Source organism: Natronomonas amylolytica (genome assembly GCF_037031205.1).
GTDB classification, from domain to species: Archaea; Halobacteriota; Halobacteria; order Halobacteriales; family Haloarculaceae; genus Natronomonas; species Natronomonas amylolytica.
This window is the reverse complement of sequence record NZ_JAYEZM010000008.1, coordinates 1-16,897: the sequence shown is the minus strand read 5'-3', so window position 1 is coordinate 16,897 and position 16,897 is coordinate 1. Positions and strand designations below refer to the sequence as shown.

Annotated in this window: 18 protein-coding genes and 1 pseudogene; 10 read left to right on the top strand and 9 right to left on the bottom strand. The window is 64.0% G+C overall.

What is annotated here, in order from left to right:
* Positions 1 to 34: 34 nt before the first annotated feature.
* Together ftsZ and U5914_RS12255 are read right to left on the bottom strand one after the other, a co-directional pair.
* Complete coding sequence (gene ftsZ, locus U5914_RS12260; RefSeq protein ID WP_336136055.1) at positions 35 to 1,207, bottom strand: cell division protein FtsZ; 1,173 nt, start codon at positions 1,205 to 1,207, stop codon at positions 35 to 37.
* Positions 1,208 to 1,347: 140 nt separating this feature from the next.
* Entirely contained in the window at positions 1,348 to 2,673 is a 1,326-nt protein-coding gene (locus tag U5914_RS12255) for a D-aminoacyl-tRNA deacylase (protein WP_336136054.1), read from the bottom strand.
* Between the two features lie 169 nt (positions 2,674 to 2,842).
* Here U5914_RS12255 and U5914_RS12250 point away from each other — a divergent pair, with 169 nt between their 5' ends.
* The 5 genes from U5914_RS12250 to U5914_RS12230 all read left to right on the top strand — a co-directional run bounded on the left by U5914_RS12250 (position 2,843) and on the right by U5914_RS12230 (position 7,137).
* Complete coding sequence (locus U5914_RS12250) at positions 2,843 to 3,637, top strand: shikimate dehydrogenase (RefSeq protein ID WP_336136053.1); 795 nt, start codon at positions 2,843 to 2,845, stop codon at positions 3,635 to 3,637.
* A 63-nt stretch (positions 3,638 to 3,700) separates the two neighbouring features.
* Positions 3,701 to 4,168, top strand: coding sequence for a helix-hairpin-helix domain-containing protein (locus U5914_RS12245; protein ID WP_336136052.1), 468 nt, complete (start codon positions 3,701 to 3,703; stop codon positions 4,166 to 4,168).
* Positions 4,169 to 4,208: 40 nt separating this feature from the next.
* Positions 4,209 to 5,699 carry an aminodeoxychorismate synthase, component I gene (pabB, locus tag U5914_RS12240; protein ID WP_336136051.1) on the top strand — a complete coding sequence of 497 codons (1,491 nt, stop codon included), beginning with the start codon at positions 4,209 to 4,211 and terminating at the stop codon, positions 5,697 to 5,699.
* Positions 5,696 to 6,283, top strand: coding sequence for an anthranilate synthase component II (locus U5914_RS12235; RefSeq protein WP_336136050.1), 588 nt, complete (start codon positions 5,696 to 5,698; stop codon positions 6,281 to 6,283). The genes pabB and U5914_RS12235 overlap by 4 nt, the downstream gene beginning before the upstream one ends.
* The gene (locus U5914_RS12230; RefSeq protein ID WP_336136049.1) at positions 6,268 to 7,137 is read left to right on the top strand and encodes an aminotransferase class IV; all 870 of its coding nucleotides are present in this window, start codon (positions 6,268 to 6,270) and stop codon (positions 7,135 to 7,137) included. Before U5914_RS12235 ends, U5914_RS12230 begins: the two co-directional genes overlap by 16 nt.
* 27 nt (positions 7,138 to 7,164) lie before the next feature.
* Here U5914_RS12230 and U5914_RS12225 read toward each other — a convergent pair whose 3' ends face one another.
* Together U5914_RS12225 and U5914_RS12215 are read right to left on the bottom strand one after the other, a co-directional pair.
* The gene (locus tag U5914_RS12225) at positions 7,165 to 7,971 is read right to left on the bottom strand and encodes a DUF8054 domain-containing protein (RefSeq protein WP_336136048.1); all 807 of its coding nucleotides are present in this window, start codon (positions 7,969 to 7,971) and stop codon (positions 7,165 to 7,167) included.
* Positions 7,972 to 8,335: 364 nt separating this feature from the next.
* Positions 8,336 to 8,755 (bottom strand): Rieske (2Fe-2S) protein, encoded by a 420-nt coding sequence (locus tag U5914_RS12215; RefSeq protein WP_336136047.1) that lies wholly within the window; start codon positions 8,753 to 8,755, stop codon positions 8,336 to 8,338.
* Positions 8,756 to 8,932: 177 nt separating this feature from the next.
* Between U5914_RS12215 and U5914_RS12210 the strand changes: the two genes are divergently transcribed.
* Positions 8,933 to 9,589 carry a trimeric intracellular cation channel family protein gene (locus tag U5914_RS12210; protein ID WP_336136046.1) on the top strand — a complete coding sequence of 219 codons (657 nt, stop codon included), beginning with the start codon at positions 8,933 to 8,935 and terminating at the stop codon, positions 9,587 to 9,589.
* Between the two features lie 58 nt (positions 9,590 to 9,647).
* On the opposite strand, the gene U5914_RS12205 is transcribed toward U5914_RS12210, so the two are convergent.
* Entirely contained in the window at positions 9,648 to 10,004 is a 357-nt protein-coding gene (locus U5914_RS12205; protein WP_336136045.1) for a winged helix-turn-helix transcriptional regulator, read from the bottom strand.
* Between the two features lie 145 nt (positions 10,005 to 10,149).
* Between U5914_RS12205 and U5914_RS12200 the strand changes: the two genes are divergently transcribed.
* Entirely contained in the window at positions 10,150 to 11,001 is an 852-nt protein-coding gene (locus U5914_RS12200) for a VOC family protein (RefSeq protein ID WP_336136217.1), read from the top strand.
* Positions 11,002 to 11,111: 110 nt separating this feature from the next.
* On the opposite strand, the gene U5914_RS12195 is transcribed toward U5914_RS12200, so the two are convergent.
* Entirely contained in the window at positions 11,112 to 11,810 is a 699-nt protein-coding gene (locus U5914_RS12195) for a hypothetical protein (protein WP_336136044.1), read from the bottom strand.
* Positions 11,811 to 11,887: 77 nt separating this feature from the next.
* Here U5914_RS12195 and U5914_RS12190 point away from each other — a divergent pair, with 77 nt between their 5' ends.
* Positions 11,888 to 12,193, top strand: a complete 306-nt coding sequence (locus U5914_RS12190) for a MazG nucleotide pyrophosphohydrolase domain-containing protein (protein WP_336136043.1) — start codon at positions 11,888 to 11,890, stop codon at positions 12,191 to 12,193.
* Between the two features lie 291 nt (positions 12,194 to 12,484).
* On the opposite strand, the gene U5914_RS12185 is transcribed toward U5914_RS12190, so the two are convergent.
* Together U5914_RS12185 and U5914_RS12180 are read right to left on the bottom strand one after the other, a co-directional pair.
* The gene (locus U5914_RS12185; RefSeq protein WP_336136042.1) at positions 12,485 to 13,354 is read right to left on the bottom strand and encodes a 2-oxoacid:ferredoxin oxidoreductase subunit beta; all 870 of its coding nucleotides are present in this window, start codon (positions 13,352 to 13,354) and stop codon (positions 12,485 to 12,487) included.
* Complete coding sequence (locus U5914_RS12180; RefSeq protein ID WP_336136041.1) at positions 13,351 to 15,114, bottom strand: 2-oxoacid:acceptor oxidoreductase subunit alpha; 1,764 nt, start codon at positions 15,112 to 15,114, stop codon at positions 13,351 to 13,353. The genes U5914_RS12185 and U5914_RS12180 overlap by 4 nt, the downstream gene beginning before the upstream one ends.
* A 184-nt stretch (positions 15,115 to 15,298) precedes the next feature.
* On the opposite strand from U5914_RS12180, the gene U5914_RS12175 reads away from it, so the two are divergent.
* Entirely contained in the window at positions 15,299 to 15,946 is a 648-nt protein-coding gene (locus tag U5914_RS12175; RefSeq protein WP_336136040.1) for an FAD-dependent oxidoreductase, read from the top strand.
* A 293-nt stretch (positions 15,947 to 16,239) separates the two neighbouring features.
* Here the strand turns inward: U5914_RS12175 and U5914_RS12170 are convergent, their stop codons facing one another.
* Complete coding sequence (locus U5914_RS12170) at positions 16,240 to 16,665, bottom strand: hypothetical protein (RefSeq protein WP_336136039.1); 426 nt, start codon at positions 16,663 to 16,665, stop codon at positions 16,240 to 16,242.
* Between the two features lie 158 nt (positions 16,666 to 16,823).
* On the opposite strand from U5914_RS12170, the pseudogene U5914_RS12165 reads away from it, so the two are divergent.
* Positions 16,824 to 16,897, top strand: a pseudogene (locus tag U5914_RS12165) (IS6 family transposase); the annotation flags it as partial.

Below are 16,897 nucleotides of genomic sequence, written 5' to 3'. Positions count from 1 at the left end.
GGACGGTCACGCACCGAACGGCGTACGGGGCCGGTTACTCGACGTAGTCGATGTCGTCGCCGCCGTCCTGGACGGCGCGTTCCTGCTCGGCCTCGCTCTTGCCGTATATCTGGGGGCTCTCGACGCCGGTGACGACGATCATCGTCTCCATCTTGCCGTCGAACTCGGGATTGACCGAGGCGCCCCAGATGATGCGGGCGTCGGGGTCGATGCGGTCGTAGATCTCCTCGACGACGCCCTCGGCTTCCTCGATGGACATGTCGGGGCCACCGACGACGTTGACCAGCGCCGAGTTGGCGCCGTCGAACTCGACGTCGAGCAGCGGCGAGCGCAGCGCCGACCGAATCGAATCCTGGGCCTTGTTCTCCGAGTCGGACTCGCCGAGGCCGATCATGGCGACACCGCCGTTCTCCATGATGGTCTTCACGTCGGCGAAGTCGACGTTGACGAGACCGGGCTTGGTGATGAGTTCGGTCATGCCCTTGACCGACCGCATCAGGACACGGTCACAGATCTTGAAGGCGTCCTGCAGGGGCATGTTCGGGGCGTAATCCAGCAGGCGGTCGTTCGGGATGACGATGACGGTGTCGGCGACGGCACGGAGGCGTTCGAGGCCGGCGTCGGCGTTGGCGCGACGGCGCTCGCCCTCGGCGGTGAAGGGAATCGTGACGATGGCGATGGTCAGCGCGCCGGCGTCCTGTGCGGCCTGTGCGACGACGGGTGCCGAACCGGTGCCGGTGCCGCCGCCGAGGCCGGCGGTGACGAAGACCATATCGGAGTCGTCGATGGACTGGTTGATGTCGTCGATGTTCTCCTGAGCGGCCTCCTCGCCTATTTTCGGGACGGAGCCGGCGCCGCGGCCGCCGGTTCGCTGGCGGCCGATGAGGATCTTCTCGTCGGCCTCGACCTCCGTCGCGAGGTGCTGGGCGTCGGTGTTGGCGGCGACGAGTTTCGCCCCGTGGATGCCGGCCTCGGCCATCCGGGTGACGGTGTTGCCGCCGGCACCGCCGCAGCCGACGACGGTGATCTTCGTCTCGAGGTCCTTGACGACCTCGGCGAGTTCGTCGTCGGTCATCGTCCCCGACCCTTTTACCTCCTGGTCGGTCGCTCCACCGTCGGTGGCGTTGCCGTTCGCCGCGGACGCTGGCTCCTCGCTGTCCCCATCCTCTTCAGCTTCGTCGATAGCGTCCTCGATAATCGAGTCCATCTATGAATGGCGGTGTCGCGCACGCGCTTAAAGTATCTTTCCCCCACGTCTGACACCCGTCATACGATTTGCGGCCGTTTCAGGGGCCGATAGGGTGAGTGGCCGATAAACCATTAGGCACGATATAAAATATGTCCCGTTCAGAACGGGAACCGCTGCTCGCGCGCGCGACGAACGTCGTCGGGCGTGACCGTCTCGCTGCCCGTTTCGACCGGTTCGCCCGTGGAGAGTCGTCCGAACGCTGGCCCCTCCTCGACGCCGGCCTCGCGTGCGAGTTCAGGGTCGAAGGCCTCGCGTCGGGCGACGACCGCATCGTCCGCGACGCTGACGGTGTCGTACTTCGATTCGAGAACGGCGGCCAACTCCCCGATGAGGTCCCGGTAGGTCGCCGCCTCGGGTAATGCGACCGGTCCCGAAACCAGAGAGGCACCCTCCTCCGTCTCGTAGGCGAGGGCGTGGGTGGAGAGGACATCGAAGACGGCCTCTCGGTCGATGCCGTTGGCCTCGTCGAGCAGTTCTGTCGGCAGGTCGTCGACGTAGAAGCCGCCACCGTATCCTTCGGCGGGACCGCCGAACCGGAGGCCGTCGTCGACCGGCGTCAGGTCCCGCTCCAGTTGTGCGACGAGGTCCAACGGAACGCCCGTCGTCTCCCGAAGCCACGTCTCGGAGACGACTTCGAAGCCCAACTCCTCGATGACGCCTTCGAGTTCGGGATACTCGCCGTCGACCAGCGCGTGGTCGGCGCCGCTGGCCTGAAACGCCTTGGCGACGACCGCCCGGGCTTCGTGGGGCTCGCCCATCTCCTCGAGGGCCCAGTCGGCGGCGATGTGGCCGACGCCCCAGTCGGTCTCGGTCAGCACGCGGTCGAAGCGGGGCGCGTAGTGGTTGCCGCCGAAGCCGACGACTGCTCGGTCGGTCGATGAGTCGACGCCTCGGAGATCCAGTATCGCGCGCGCGACGGCTGCTGCCCCTTCGGCGTCTTCCCACTGTTCCTCGCCGCTACCCAACTCGACGAACAGCGAGGGACAGCCGACGCTGCTCGGGCCGTGGTGGGTACACTCGATACCTGCGTCGTACCCCTCGGGTGCGTGTTCCTCGAAGGCCCTCCGGACGGTCGAAAGCGCGTTCGGTGCGGCACGGGCCAGGGACCCGGCGTAGCCGCCGTATTCGGCGGGGCCGAAGTTCCCGGTCGCGTGGGCCGTCAGGAGGGCGTCGGTATCACCCGAATGTCGCGAGGCGAAGACGAGCATGTCGGGGCTGTCGAAGGCGGCCGCCACGCCGTCGAGGCAGAGGTGTAAGTCCTCGAAGGTTCGCAGCTCTGCGCCGTCGGTGCGGTAGTATCTGCCGCCGCCGTTCTCGTCCGAACGAGTGTCGTCTTCGTGTTCGGTCCACTCGGCCAGCTCCAGCAGGTGTTCGCCGATGTGTTCGGAGGCCTCGTCGGCCCGTGAGACGACGATTGCGAGCATACGCCATCTCCTCGTACCGGCCGCTAAAGCGGCCCGGTTCGACGAACGCCCCGTTTCAGGTGGATTCCTGTGGCTTGGGGCAGCCACGAATCTCGCATTTGCTATCTCAGCATATGATTTATCTCGCGTTCGGGAACCCTTTTGCCGGTGGCCGGAGTCGCCCTCTATCATGCAGGTTTACGGCCTCATCGGCAATCCCGTCGGGCATTCGGTGTCGCCGCCGATGCACGAGGCGGCGTACGAGGAACTGGGTCTCGATGCTCGCTATGTCACCTTCGAACCGTCGCCGGACGCGCTCGGTATCGCGCTCGACGGCGCCAGTGCCCTCGGCGTGAGCGGCCTGAACGTCACGATTCCGTTCAAGGAGGACGTGCTGCCGCTGGTCGAACCGGACCCGCTCGCCGAGCGCATCGGCGCGGTCAACACCATCGATTTCGATGGCGAACCGACCGGCCACAACACCGACGCTGCGGGGGTCACGCGCGCGTTCGAACACCACGACGTCTCGCTTTCCGGCACCGCGGTCGTCGTCGGGGCTGGCGGCGCCGGTCGGGCGGCGTCCTTCGCCCTCGCCGACGAAGGGGTGGACGTCCACATCGCCAATCGAACCGTCTCACGGGCCGAAGGTCTCGCCGAGGACGTTCCGGGCGCCAGCGCCCACGGACTGGACGATCTCGCGGGACTCCTTTCGGACGCCGACCTGCTGGTCAACGCGACGAGCGTCGGCATGGAATCCGACGAGACGCCGGTCCCCCGCGAGGCGCTCCACGCCGACCTCGCGGTGCTGGATGCCGTTTATAAGCCGCTGGAGACGCGATTGCTCCGGGACGCCGACGACGTCGGTGCGACGGCCATCGACGGTGGGTGGATGCTGCTCTATCAGGGGGTCGAAGCGTTCGAGTTGTGGACCGGGCGCGATGCGCCCGTTGACCCGATGAACAACGCCCTTAGAGCGTCGCTGTGACCGGGTTCGCGGCGTTTGCGCCAGTGGTCGGGGTTTAAGTAACCGCCGATTAATATTTCAGATATGCCAATCGTCAAACTCCTTCGAACGGTTCTGGGTCTCGATGACTCCGACTCTGAGGAGTCGACCGACGTTACCGTCGAACACGACCCCGACACGGACGACGCCGCGGCGGCCGGGACCGACGCGACCGCCTCGACCGGTTCGATGACCGAGGAACCGCCCGAAGACGAGGAGTCGGCCGCCGAACCCGCGGAGGCCGGAACCGATGTGAGCGACCACAGCGGGACCGACACGCCGGCCGCCGAATCTGCCGAGGCCGCCGGTCCAGTCCCGGACGAGGCCGAAGGCGGCTCCGAGCCCGTCGAGAACGTCAGCGGTATCGGCCCGGCCTACGCCAAGCGGCTCGATGAGGCTGGTATCGAGACCGTACAGGACCTCCTCGATGCCGATGCCGAGGAACTGGCCGCGGAGACGGACCTCTCCGAAAAGCGCATCGGGCGCTGGCAGGACCGCGCGACCGAGACATAGACCGCAAAACGGTTACTCCTTCGCCGCTTTTCGCTGTGTAATGCGAGTCGTTACCGACCGGAACGCGTTCCGTGTGGCGGCCGCGTCGGCGCCTGCCGACGCACGCCTGCCGGTCGAACTCCGGGTCCGGGTCGCCGACCCATTCGAGGCCTACCGCCGGGCCCGACACGGAGACGGCGGCGACGTGTTTCTCGAAACCACGGGGGGACAGGAAGGATGGGGTTACTTCGCGACCGACCCCATCGAGCGCGCGACCGTCGGCCCCGATGCGGCGTCCCTCGGCGACGGGTCACCGTCGCTGGCGACGCTCGACGCCCTCCTCGACAGCGAGACGCTCGAACGCGGCGACTGTGACGTTCCGTACCCGTGCGGCGTCTTCGGCTGGCTCTCCTACGACATCGCTCGCGAACTGGAGGACCTTCCGGACGGAACGGTCGACGACCGCGGTCTGCCACGGCTTCAGGTCGCGAAATACGACCGGGTCGCCGCGTGGGAGGAGCCGTGGACGAGCGAGGCGACGCTCCGGGTGACTGCCTGTCCCCGACTCGACGAATACGAGTCCCCGGATGCGGCCTACGACTGGGCGGTCGGTCACGCCCGCGAACTCGTCGCTCGTGCGGTCGCCGGCGACCGCTCGGTCGGTCGTGCACCCGTCGAAACCGAACGCGCGACCTTCGATGCCGGCTGTTCCCGCGAGGAGTTCGCCGACCGGGTCCGACGCGTCAAAGAGTACATCCGGGACGGCGATACCTTTCAGGCCAACGTCTCCCAGCGGCTCTCGGCACCGGCGGCGGTCCACCCCGTTGAGGCCTACGCTGCACTCCGGCGGGTCAATCCCGCGCCCTATTCGGCACTCGTCGAGTTCGACGGTGTCGACCTGGTCAGCGCGAGCCCCGAACTCCTGCTCGACGTCGATGGGGACCGCCTGTCGACCGAACCGATAGCCGGCACGCGCCCACGCGGGCACACGCCCGACGAAGACGAAGCGATGGAGGCGGACCTCCTGTCGGACGACAAGGAGCGGGCCGAACACGCGATGTTGGTCGACCTCGAACGCAACGACCTCGGGAAGGTAAGCGAGTACGGAACCGTCGACGTCCGGGAGTACCGACGCGTCGACCGCTACTCGGAGGTGATGCATCTGGTCAGCCTCGTCGAGGGCCGCCGACGTGAGGACTGCTCGATTGCCGACGCCGTCGCGGCGGTCTTCCCGGGCGGCACCATCACGGGCGCGCCGAAACCCCGGACGATGGGGATAATCGACGAGGTCGAAACCACACGTCGTGGCCCCTACACCGGTGCAATCGGTGCGTTCGGCTTCGACGACCGGGCGACACTCAGCATCGTCATCCGAACGCTGGTCCGCCACGGCGACCGCTACGACCTGCGGGTCGGCGCCGGTATCGTCCACGATTCCGAGCCCGAACGCGAATACGAGGAGACCCTCGACAAGGGCCGCGCGCTGGTCAACGCCCTCGACCGGGCACTCGACGAGCAGACGGCGCTCGGCCTGGAGGTGGCCGACCCATGACCGACGAACCGACCGTGCTGGTCGTCGACAACTACGACTCGTTCGTCTACAACCTCGTCCAGTACGTCGGCACACACGCGGAGGTCGTCGTCCGGCGAAACGACGCCATCGACGTCGACGGCATCCGCGAGATGGACCCCGACGGCATCGTCGTCTCACCGGGGCCCGGAACGCCCGCGGAAGCCGGCGTGTCCGTGCCCGTCTTCGAAGAGCTTGCCTACCCCACGCTCGGCGTCTGTCTCGGCCATCAGGCCCTCTGTGCCGCCAACGGGACAGCAGTCGGCCACGCGCCGGAAGTCGTCCACGGCAAGCCCTCCGTGGTGACCCACGACGGTTGCGGCGTCTTTGCGGACCTGCCCGAGCAGTTCGAGGTCGGCCGATATCACTCGCTCGCCGTCGAACGGGATGGCCTGCCGGAGGCGCTCGTCGAGACGGCCCGAACTGACGCCGAAGGCAGCATCCTGATGGGCGTTCGCCACCGCGAGAAACCACACGCGGGCGTGCAGTTCCACCCCGAGAGCATCCTCACCGACGTCGGTGAGCGCATGGTCGAGACCTTCTGTACCACATGCAGTACCACGTAAACGGCGAACTGGTCGACCGGGAAGCAGCGACAGTCAGCGTCGACGACCGCGGGTTCCGCTACGGCGATGCGGCCTTCGAGACCTGCCGCGTCTACGGCGGGACCGTCTTCGCGTGGGACCGCCACCGCGACCGCCTCGAAGCCACCTGCGAGACGCTCGGCATGCCCGAGGCCGTCCCCGACGACATCGAGTCCCGCATCGACGAGACGCTGGCAGCGAACGACCTCGAGGACGCGTACCTCCGCGTTTCGGTCAGCCGCGGCGTCCAGCCCGGGAAGCTGACGCCCCACGAGGACGTCGACCCGACGGTCGTCGTCTACGTCAAGCCCCTCCCTCGCGGTGGCGTCGAGGGCGAGCGGGTCTGGGACGCCCCGGCGGTCGTGCAATCGGTCACGCGCCGTCGGCCGCCGGATGCCGTGTTGCCGGCCGACGCGAAGACCCACAACTATCTCAACGGTATCCTCGCACGATTGGAGCTCCGTCGGGCCTCCCGTGAGGGCTACCACCCCGACGAGGCGTTGATGCGCGATACCGACGGCTATCTCGCGGAGGGCGCGACGAGCAACCTCTTTTTCGTCGACGACGGCATCCTGCGGACGCCGGCCGAAGGCTCGTTGCTTCCCGGTATCACGCGGGAGACGGTCATCGAACTCGCCGAGGCAGAGGATTTCACCGTCGACCCGGGCCAGTACACCATCGACGACCTGCGGGACGCCGACGAGGCCTTCCTGACCAACTCGACGTGGGAACTCAGACCGATTGCGACGGCGGACGGCATCGATATCGGCGACGGCCCGATGACGAAACTCCTCCAGCGGCTCTACGACGAGCGAATCGAGGACCGCTGCTATTGAAGCGTCGTCCCAACCGACAGCAGACCGTCAGGCTGGTTCCCGATGCGGAGCCTCGAGGAGGCGGTCTCCACAGCCCTCACACCCGACCGCGACGACCGTCGTCGACCGACAGCAGGATTCGACGACTTCCGTGTCGGCGGTCACCGCGCCACCACAACTCGGACACTCGGTGACGAACACGCGGAGCCCGCCGAGCAACTGACTTCGGTTCCGCGATGACAGCTTCGGCCAGTAGTCTATCCAGTCCGGTAGTTCCTTTGCTGCCGCCAGATCGGCCAGCAGCGCTGCTCGTGACTCCCACTGGCCGACCTGCGTTTCGTCGCTGTGGGCGCTGAAGGCATCACCGTAGGCGTCGAAGGTGACCGTCTCCGGGTCGAGGTCCAACTGGTCGGCCAGTTCCGTTCGGAGGTCGTCCTCGTTTTCGAGGGCGTCGATACGCCTTCGCCACGCCGTCTCGAACTCCGTGGTCAAACAGAGGTCGTCGACCTCGGCGCAGGGTTCGACCACGTCGGCCTCCAGCAGGACGGCCTCGGGGTCGAACTCGCTCGGCGGTTCCGGAACCGGGTCCGGTGCCTTGTCGAACTTTGCCAGCAGCCAGTCGGGGAAATAGCGTTTCGTGAGCTCAGGGGTCTTGGGGACGAGATACCCCCGAAGCCAGATGCTCCCTGCGGCGAGGGCGACGAAGACGACGGCGAGCGGCGGCGATAGGAGTGCAAGCACACTGGCGAGCACAGCAGCGATGACGGCGTTCGTGACCGTACAGGGGATACATCGGTTCTCGCCCGTGTATTCTGGCTGGCGGAGCCTCGAGAGCACGTCGCTCGACGTTTTCATGGGATACCGTATACGGCGATACGGGAAAACTGGATGGGTCAATTGCCGCTGAAGCCGATACGCCCCGAGGTGGTCGAACTCGTGGTCTTCCCCGGCGAGGTAGACCCTGTCGTCGTCGACGGCCACGTCGACCTATTCGAGCGTCGCGCCCTCGCAGGGGCCGTAGGTGCACTCGCCCGAATCGGGCAGGAACGTCGCGCCGTGGCGAGTGCAAACCAGTTCCCCGTTCCGGAACTCGGCTCCGCTGCCCTTGTCGAGGCGAACGTCGCCAGTGGGGTCAGTAGAGTATATTATACAATTGCTGGGATTTCAACAGAGCCTCACTCTTCTGTAGTGGAGCCGAAATCAGGAACGCTGCACGGCGTCAAAATTTGTAGTTCGATTTTGATTCCAAATCAATTTCGTCTTCCTCAATCGGCCCTTGACTCACAAACTCGAAGTCCTCATCGGTGAGGAATACGTCTCCGTCCTTGACCGAGACGTCGACTTCATTGAGATAGGCGCCTTCGCAGGGGCCGAACGTACAGAAGCCGGTACTCTGTTCGAAATACGCCGCGTGGTTCGTACAGACGATCTCGCCGTCGCGCATCTCCGCTCCCGAGCCCTTGTCGAGTTTGATGTGGGTGTAGTGCTGGCAGTAGTTCAGCCATCCGTGGATGGAATCGTCATCTCGAAGCAGGATTGCCTCCTTTTCTTCGCCGGAATCGGTTTCCTCGAGAGTGAATATATACGTCGTATCGACGGGTACGTCATCGACAGCTACGATTCTGCTTCCCGAGTCCATTACCGGCGGCTAGCAGGTGCCGGGACTTAGATGTGTAGTTTGAAGATCCGCTCGCGGTAGATCGGTTCGATATTCTGGTAGTCCGTCTGCTGGGACCCACTACGGCTGGTATCCTGTGTACGGAAAAGATGGTCGGATACACAGCACTCAATAGATTCGTTCCCGTATCCGGGTGTAATGGGGCAGGATCTCATCGCAGCATTGTTCGGCGATCCATTCGCGGTAATGAACACGATCGGCCTGATCGCGTTCGCCCTCGTCGGATCGTCGAAGGCGATTCGTGAGGAGTTCGACCTGCTCGGTATCACCATCGTCGGTCTGGCGATGGCGTTTGCTGGCGGCGCAACCCGCGACCTGCTGGTGACACGCGTCCCCTTAGCACTTCAGTCACCGGTCGAAATCAGTCTTGGACTTTTCGGGGTCGGCTTAGCGATCGCCTTGAGCGTCGTCCTCTCGGAACCCGATACGCATCCAATCTCGCTTGTCGCCGACGCTATCGGACTCGCTGCCTTTACGACAACGGGTGCTATCGTCGCCACCGAAGCAGGCGTTTCGGCCTTCGGCGTCGTCGCTATCGCGACGATCAATGCAGTCGGTGGGGGTGCGCTTGCCGACATCCTCCTTGACCGAGCCCCGTTCATCCTCTTCGAGGATTTCTATGCGAGTTGTGCAGTCTTAGGCGGGAGTGCGTACTTCGTAGCCGGGGTCGTGGGAGCCTCCGGCGGTACCGCTGCTGGAATCTGTGCCGTCGTCACCGTCCTAACGCGGTTGGTTGCAGTTACGTACGACTGGCATCTCCCCTCGATACAGGACTTAGGGCTTCTTAAGCGATGAATCGGCACTCACGATAGGTCGTACTCGACTACCCGCCGCTTCTGAACGACTCGACCGTCTATTCGAGCCAGTCTTCGCCCCACTCGTCCAATGCCTCGAAGACGGGGCAAAGCGCATCGCCTTTCTCGGTCAGGGCGTAGTAGCTCGCGACCGGTGATTCGAACTCCTTGCGGTTCTCGATGAGTCCTTCGTCCTCCAAGTCATCGAGCACACGTGAGAGCGTGTAGGAACTCGCGCCAGTCGAGCGCTTGAGTTCGTTGAACCGCGTTTCGCCGTCCCGCAGATCGTTGAGGACGATAAGCTTCCACTTCGAACCGACCTTCTCGAGGGAGCCCACCACGTTGCAGACGTCCGCATTTAAGTGCTCGACCTCGGTGGTTTCGCCGGATTCTGCCGCCGGTGGTTGGGTCGTCATTACCTGGTCACACACTTATTGCCTGAGTTATATATGGGTTTGGAAGCAAACTAGCTAATGAAATGGAACTACAAAACTCGACCGTGCTCGGGGTCACTCCCACCGTCGTAGACACGTCCGTCAGCGATACTCTACAGTGACCGAAATGACCACGCAAACAGACCCAGACGTACTTCCACAGGAAACGCGTATCGGACGGACTGCGCTTCGTGTCGAAGACCTCGACGAGATGACCGGATTCTACCGGGATGTCGTCGGGCTCGGTGTACTGCGTCGATCCGAGACCAGTTCCGTTCTCGGCGTGGCGGACGAACCGCTTCTCGTCTTAGAGAGCGCTGAAAATACCGCGGAACGACATAGCTCGGCTGCGGGGCTCTTTCACAACGCGTTCAGGGTCCCTTCGCGTGAGGCGTTGGGTGATGCGTTGGCCCGAGTACGGGACCACTGGCAACTCGGCGGCGCGTCAGACCACGACGTCAGTGAGGCGCTGTACCTGACCGACCCGGAGGGAAACGGCATCGAGATTTACCGCGATTTCCCGCGCGAGGAGTGGCCCATCGACGCCAATGGGAAGGTCCGTATGGGAACGTATCCCCTCGACCTCGAACCGTTGGAAGCTGCTGCCACCGGCGATTCGGACGTACCTGTTGGAACGGATGTGGGGCATGTTCATCTCGAAGTGTCCTCACTGGAAGCGTTTCGAGACTTCCACGTGGACGTCGTCGGATTCGAAGTGCAAACGGAAATGCCAGCCGCTGTGTTCGTGTCTGCTGGCGGCTACCACCACCACATCGGTGCGAACACGTGGAATCACCGGTCCGGGCCAGCCAGCGAGAGGGGGCTGTCCTGGTTCGAAGTACTCCTCCCGGGAACAGGGGCACTCGAGGTGCTTCGAACTCGACTCAGGGACAGTCAGTATACGGTAACCGAGATAGATGACGGAATCTCTGTCATGGGGCCGGATGATATCGAGGTGCGATTCCGAGTCGAAACTTGACAGCCACTCTTCCTTCTCGTCGATATCCGTGATACGGCTCTCAGAACCTATTGCCCGCTCGTAGCCGCCGATGGGATTTAGCTTTATAGCTTGCGGTACCACTCACGCGGTCAGCCTTCCAGCAACGTGTCAGTGGCCACGTCGCTGTCCGGGCCTCCAACCACGAGGTCGCCCGTCGACTCGGGGCCGAGAACGATTGCTCCCCCTGCGACGATAGTGGCAACCAGTCCGGCAGCGACGACGCCGGGATCCGAAAAGCTCCCGTGAACGGCGACCTCGTCGTCGCTTCCGAGTCCCTCGTCATCGACGACTCCTTCGGCGGCCGCGAGAATCTCCCCGTGGGTGTAGGTCCCCTCGTCGGTCGCGAGGAGTGCGGCCTCCGGGGTGACGCGGTCCGGCGGCTGTGTCGGGTTCTCACTCCAGATATCGCGCTCGAAGTAGGCGACCGAGGGGTTCTCGTGTCGGTTCCCGTAGGCGATGAGCTTCGTTCCCGGCTCGGGGTCGTACCTGTCGACCTCGGATTCGGGAACGACGAGCGCACGCGGGCTGGCGTCTTCGGCTGGCGCGAATCGAACGACGGCGCCCAGTAGTGCCGCCCCGTAGAAGGTCAACACCGGCTCCGGAATCGGGTCATCGGCGATGCCGACGCCGGCGTCGCCACGGACGCCGTGGTGGCGCAGGAAGTTGCCGACCTTCCACGCGTTCGTACAGAACCGTCGGTAGTCGTAGCTTCGGCCGGTCGCGGGGGCCCGAAGCGCGGGGGCCGACGAGCGGCGGTCACGGCCGATGGCGTCGCCGAGTACGTCCATACGAGACGTTCGGTCCACCGGGCCAAAAGCGCCCCGCGTCCGGCCGAGTTTTTACCCTCGGCAATACACCGGCCTCTATGGACGCTCAAATTCGCGTCGCGGAGTTCATCGAGGCCAACGACCTGCAGGCGCCGGCCGCGTATCGTCTCCTCGATACGGTCTCGGAACTCGGCGAGGTGTCGAAGGAGGTCTGTACCTCGACCGACTACGGAAGCGACCCCGAAGCGGTCGACGTCCCCGAGGACGAACTCGGCGACGCGCTGTTCGCCCTGCTGGCGCTCTGTTCTGAACTCGATGTCGACGCCGAGGCGGCGCTGGAGACGACACTCGCCAAGTACGAGGACCGAATCGAGGAAAGCGGCGACGCTGGAAGCGGCGAGTAGCGAGCAGGCGGAACGGATTCGGGCTGGCTCTCGCCCGTTCGGCGGCGGTGCTCCACACAACGGCTCAGACCTACCGCCGATAGCTGGTCAGGTCACGAGCTGTCTGGCCGCGCTATCGGTTATAAATAAACGGGAGAAGCATACGTGAGCGCGCCGGAGGCGCGCGAACGTTTCACCGTGCGAGCGAAGCGAGCGCGGGACCGAGACTCGACCGTAGGGAGAGTCGACGTGTCTTTTTCATCGAAGTTTTTGCCGGCGCGGCTTCGCCGCGCCGTGCAAAAAGTTCGGGTTTCAGTAGAACTCGCGAACGAGGTCCATCGCGCCGTCGGGCGCGCCGTCGGGGATGTCGGTCATCGGCTCGGTGACGCCTTCGCGTTCCTCGAAGCCGACGGAGCTGTCGTCCTGATAGATGACGCCCTGATACTCCTTGTCGCGGTCCATGATGAGTTCCTTCGCGGCGTCGTAGTCGGAGGAGTCGTGGTCGAAGTCCTCGTCGCCGACGTCGACGATGGCGTCGCGGAAGTAGTCGTAGGTGTCGACGTCGTTGAACGTCACGCAGGGGGAGTAGACGTTCACGAAGCCGAAGCCATCGTGTTCGATGGCCTTCTGGACGATTTCGGCGTGTCGCTGGGAGTCCGAGGAGAAGGACTGAGCGATGAACGTGCCGCCGGCCGCAAGCGCCAGCGCGAGCGGGTTGACCGGCTGCTGGTTCGTGCCGTCCGGCGACGTCGAGGTCTCGAAGTCCTCACGCGAGGTCGGCGAGAACTGTCCCTTCGTCAGGCCGTAAATGCGGTTGTCCATGACCACGTAGGTCATGTCGACGTTCCGGCGGACGGCGTGGACGAAGTGGCCGGCCCCGATGGAGTAGCCGTCGCCGTCGCCGCCGGCGACCATCACTTCGAGGTCGGGGTTGGCCATCTTCACGCCCGTCCCCACGGGGAGGGCGCGACCGTGGACGCCGTGCAGCGCGTAGCTGTGCATGTACGTCCCGATCTTGCCGGAACAGCCGATACCGGCGACCACGAACGTGTTGTCGGGGTCGTTGCCGGTTTCGGCGAGGGCTTTCATCATGCCGTTCATCGTGCCGAAGTCACCGCACCCGGGACACCAGGTGGGCTGCTTGTCGGACTTGAAGTCGGTGAATCGAATATCGGAGCTCATGCTTCTACCTCCGCGGTTTCGCCGAGTTCAGCCTTGATGTCCTCGGCGAGTTCGTCCGCGTTGAAGCGGACGCCGTTGTACTTGTTGATGCGCTTGACGCGAGTCAAGGCGTCGTGTTCGATGAGGTCAGCGAACTGGCCCGTCGCGTTACACTCGACGACGATGACCTCGTCGGCGGCCTCGATATCCTCGCTGAGGTCCGGTCGCGGGAAGATGTACGGCACCGAGATAAAGCGCACGTCGATGTCGTCCTCCTCGAGGAAGCCGATGGCCTCCCGCATCGCGCCCTCGTTGGAGCCCCACGAGATGACGAGCGTGTCGGCATCGGCGTCGCCGAACTCGCGGTAGTCGAAGTCCTCGCGCTCGCGGGCGGTGTCGACCTTGCGGTCGCGCTTTTCGACCTGTTCGACGCGCATACCGGTGTCCTCGGTCCGGCGACCGAGTTCGTCGTGTTCGAGGCCCGTCGACATGTGGGCACCGTCGGTCGTGCCGGGGAAGGCACGCGGCGAAACGCCGTCGTCGGTGATGGCGTGCGGCTTGAACTGGCCCTTCTCGTTGGTCCACTCGTCGATGGTGTCCTCGTCGACGACCTTGCCGCGGTCGATTTCGACCTCGTCCATGTCGAACTCCTCGGGCTCGAAGGTCTGTTCGGTGACCGCAAGCGCGAGGTCCGCGGTCAGGTAGACGGGAAGCTGGTACTTCTCGGCGAGGTTGAACGCTTCGACGGTCTTGTGGAAACACTCCGAGATGGTGGTCGGCGCGAGCACGAACCGCGGGACTTCGCCGTGGCCACCGTAGAGCATGGCGTTGAGGTCGCCCTGCTCCTGTTTGGTCGGCATCCCGGTCGAGGGACCGGAGCGCATGACGTTACAGATGACGAGCGGTGTCTCGGAGGTCGCCACGAGTCCGAACGTCTCGGACATCAGGTCGATACCCGGGCCGGACGTCGCTGTCATCGACCGTGCGCCCGCGCGGGCGGCACCGAGAGCCATGTTGACCGCCGAGAGTTCGTCTTCGGCCTGCACGACGACGCCGCCGTAGTTCTCGACGCGGCCCTTCATGTACTCCATCACGTCCGTCGCGGGCGTGATTGGGTAGCCGGCGTAGAACCGGCAGCCGCCGGCGATGGCGCCCATCCCGATGGCCTCGTCGCCGTTCAGCAGGACGTAGTCGTTGTCCGTGGTTTCGAGGTCGTAGGGCGTCGTGAGGTCGAACTCCTCCTCAACGTACTCGGCGCCGAGGCGGGCGGCCTCCTTGTTGTTCTGGACGATTGCCTCGCCCTTGTCGCCGAAGCGCTTTTCGAGCGACTCGTCGAGGTATTCGATATCGAAGCCCGCAACCGAACAGGCAGCCCCGAGCGCAACGATGTTGCGCATGATGGCGCCGCCGGCGTCCTCGGCCAGCGCCTTCAGCGGAACGTCGAGACCCGTCGTCTCGCCGGGCGCTTCGAAGTCGCTCATCATCGTCCGCTCGCCGTCGTAGATGATGATGGAGTCTTCGTGGAGTTCGTCGAGGTTCTCATCGACGGTCCGTTCTGTGAGCGCGATCAGGATGTCGAGTCTATCCACGACGCTCTCGACGCGGTCGACCGACGTCCGTACCTTGTAGGCGGTATAGCCGCCACGGATTCGTGATGCGAAGTCCTTCGAGGTAAAGACGTGGCGCCCCGCACGCGAGAGCGCCTGGGCGAAGATCTTCCCGGTGGAGTCGATCCCGTCGCCGGCCTCCCCGCCGACGGCCCAGTTGAGGTCCTCTGGCATACTACGTTCGGCTTCTGCGCGACGCACGTTAAGCCTTCTGAATATTGCCGCAGTTGAGTGATTTTCCGGTTTCTCGCCCCGAACGACGGCGTTGCCGATTAACGGTACGAAACGGGTATCCGGTTTATAAAACGGCCTGCGTGCCTTCGAAAACGCCTTCCCTCCGGAACGACCCCTTTCGAGTATGGACCCCATCGAGACGACCGTCGCCGCCGTCCGCGAAGTCGGACCCGACGCCGTCGCCATCGACCTCGAAACCCCCGCAGGATTCGAGGCCGAACCCGGACAGTTCGTCAAGCTCTCGACCGAAATCGACGGCGAAACCGAAGGCCGATTCTACACCGTCTCCTCGCCCGACACCGACGAGACCTTCGAGTTCACCATCTCCTACGACCCCGAGGAGGGCGGCGCCTTCAGCGAGTACCTCCCCAACATCGAGGCCGGCGATACGGTCACCATCACCGGCCCCTTCGGGGGCGACTACTACGAGGGCGAAGACCGCGTCGTCGTCCTCGCGGGCGGCCCCGGCGTCGGCCCCGCCGTCGCCATCGCCGAACGCGCCCTCGCCGACGGCAACGAAGCCGCCGTCGTCTATCGGGACGATAACCCGCTTCACGAGGACCGCCTCGCCACTCTCGCCACCACCGGTGCTGACGTCTTCGTCCTCTCCGAATCCGAACCCCTGACCGACGCCGTCGCCGCCGTCCTCACCACCGACGAGGGCGAGCAGGTCTTCATCTACGGCTTCGCCGACTTCCTCGCGGACGCCGAAGCGGCCATCGAAGCCGCTGGCGGCGACCCCGACGAGGCGAAGGCCGAGAACTTCGGCTGACGAACTTTTTGCACGGTCGCCTCGCTTCGCTCGGCGACCGGCAAAAACGTCGATGAAAAAGACACGTCGACCCTCCCTACGGTCGGGTCTCGGTCCCGCGCCTCCCTTCGGTCGGCGCGGGGAACCGCTCGCTCACTTCGTTCGCTCGCGGATGCTACCATCGTTGTTTGTGAAGATAACGCGGATTCGTTGTCCGCGGAGCAATGGTTGATGATACCCCTATTCGACTTGGTAGCAACCGAACTGCTTGGTTCGTTACAGAGGCACTCTCCGAGACTATGATTTCTATCTCCCTACGAACAGGAGTGGTAGAATTCGAACCCTGATGCATCTTCCTCGGTCAGAATAGATACCCGTAGATATTCTGCTCGACCGTCACATCGAGGATAGAGGTGATAGTGGTCACTGATTGGTTCGCCCTCTATATTCGCACGGACGAGGTATGGTCCACTCGGAAGAAGTTCCTCACGGACAGCAAGACCTGCACCTTCAGCATCCTTCATGTCGACATCGATTTCTCCTTCATAACGAGTTGACATTTCGTCCCCACCATCGACCCGTAAAAATTCGATACCGACAGTATGCGGCGACGTATCCGTATTGAGCAGTTCGAGCGCTATCATCGAATTATCCGTCTGGGAGAACGAGCATCCGGAAAGGCCGACAAACAGCGTTGCGCTGCCAGCGCGGAGGGCGCTTCGACGTGATATCGGGGACATGTCGTGTATGAGATGGCATTTATTCTATAAAAAATCCTGTTATAAATTACGGTGGCAAGTTATTTCCTGGAGGTGTGGCGAAAAAGGTCTTCGTCCCGGTTATCCGGTCGTGTTTAGTTAAGGATGAAGAGTGAGGCGTGGTGATTTTGTGCTGGTCTATGGCAGAAATCACACGCCTCAGCGGTCGTAGCGACTGGATCGAGTTAGATTTTGTGGAGCGAGAGCGGACACC

Bases quoted from the DNA above. Each gene is read 5' to 3' on its own strand.
- ftsZ (WP_336136055.1), bottom strand. From the start codon at position 1,207: ATGGACTCGATTATCGAGGACGCTATCGACGAAGCTGAAGAGGATGGG.
- U5914_RS12255 (WP_336136054.1), bottom strand. From the start codon at position 2,673: ATGCTCGCAATCGTCGTCTCACGGGCCGACGAGGCCTCCGAACACATC.
- U5914_RS12250 (WP_336136053.1), top strand. From the start codon at position 2,843: ATGCAGGTTTACGGCCTCATCGGCAATCCCGTCGGGCATTCGGTGTCG.
- U5914_RS12245 (WP_336136052.1), top strand. From the start codon at position 3,701: ATGCCAATCGTCAAACTCCTTCGAACGGTTCTGGGTCTCGATGACTCC.
- pabB (WP_336136051.1), top strand. From the start codon at position 4,209: ATGCGAGTCGTTACCGACCGGAACGCGTTCCGTGTGGCGGCCGCGTCG.
- U5914_RS12235 (WP_336136050.1), top strand. From the start codon at position 5,696: ATGACCGACGAACCGACCGTGCTGGTCGTCGACAACTACGACTCGTTC.
- U5914_RS12230 (WP_336136049.1), top strand. From the start codon at position 6,268: ATGCAGTACCACGTAAACGGCGAACTGGTCGACCGGGAAGCAGCGACA.
- U5914_RS12225 (WP_336136048.1), bottom strand. From the start codon at position 7,971: ATGAAAACGTCGAGCGACGTGCTCTCGAGGCTCCGCCAGCCAGAATAC.
- U5914_RS12215 (WP_336136047.1), bottom strand. From the start codon at position 8,755: ATGGACTCGGGAAGCAGAATCGTAGCTGTCGATGACGTACCCGTCGAT.
- U5914_RS12210 (WP_336136046.1), top strand. From the start codon at position 8,933: ATGGGGCAGGATCTCATCGCAGCATTGTTCGGCGATCCATTCGCGGTA.
- U5914_RS12205 (WP_336136045.1), bottom strand. From the start codon at position 10,004: ATGACGACCCAACCACCGGCGGCAGAATCCGGCGAAACCACCGAGGTC.
- U5914_RS12200 (WP_336136217.1), top strand. From the start codon at position 10,150: ATGACCACGCAAACAGACCCAGACGTACTTCCACAGGAAACGCGTATC.
- U5914_RS12195 (WP_336136044.1), bottom strand. From the start codon at position 11,810: ATGGACGTACTCGGCGACGCCATCGGCCGTGACCGCCGCTCGTCGGCC.
- U5914_RS12190 (WP_336136043.1), top strand. From the start codon at position 11,888: ATGGACGCTCAAATTCGCGTCGCGGAGTTCATCGAGGCCAACGACCTG.
- U5914_RS12185 (WP_336136042.1), bottom strand. From the start codon at position 13,354: ATGAGCTCCGATATTCGATTCACCGACTTCAAGTCCGACAAGCAGCCC.
- U5914_RS12180 (WP_336136041.1), bottom strand. From the start codon at position 15,114: ATGCCAGAGGACCTCAACTGGGCCGTCGGCGGGGAGGCCGGCGACGGG.
- U5914_RS12175 (WP_336136040.1), top strand. From the start codon at position 15,299: ATGGACCCCATCGAGACGACCGTCGCCGCCGTCCGCGAAGTCGGACCC.
- U5914_RS12170 (WP_336136039.1), bottom strand. From the start codon at position 16,665: ATGTCCCCGATATCACGTCGAAGCGCCCTCCGCGCTGGCAGCGCAACG.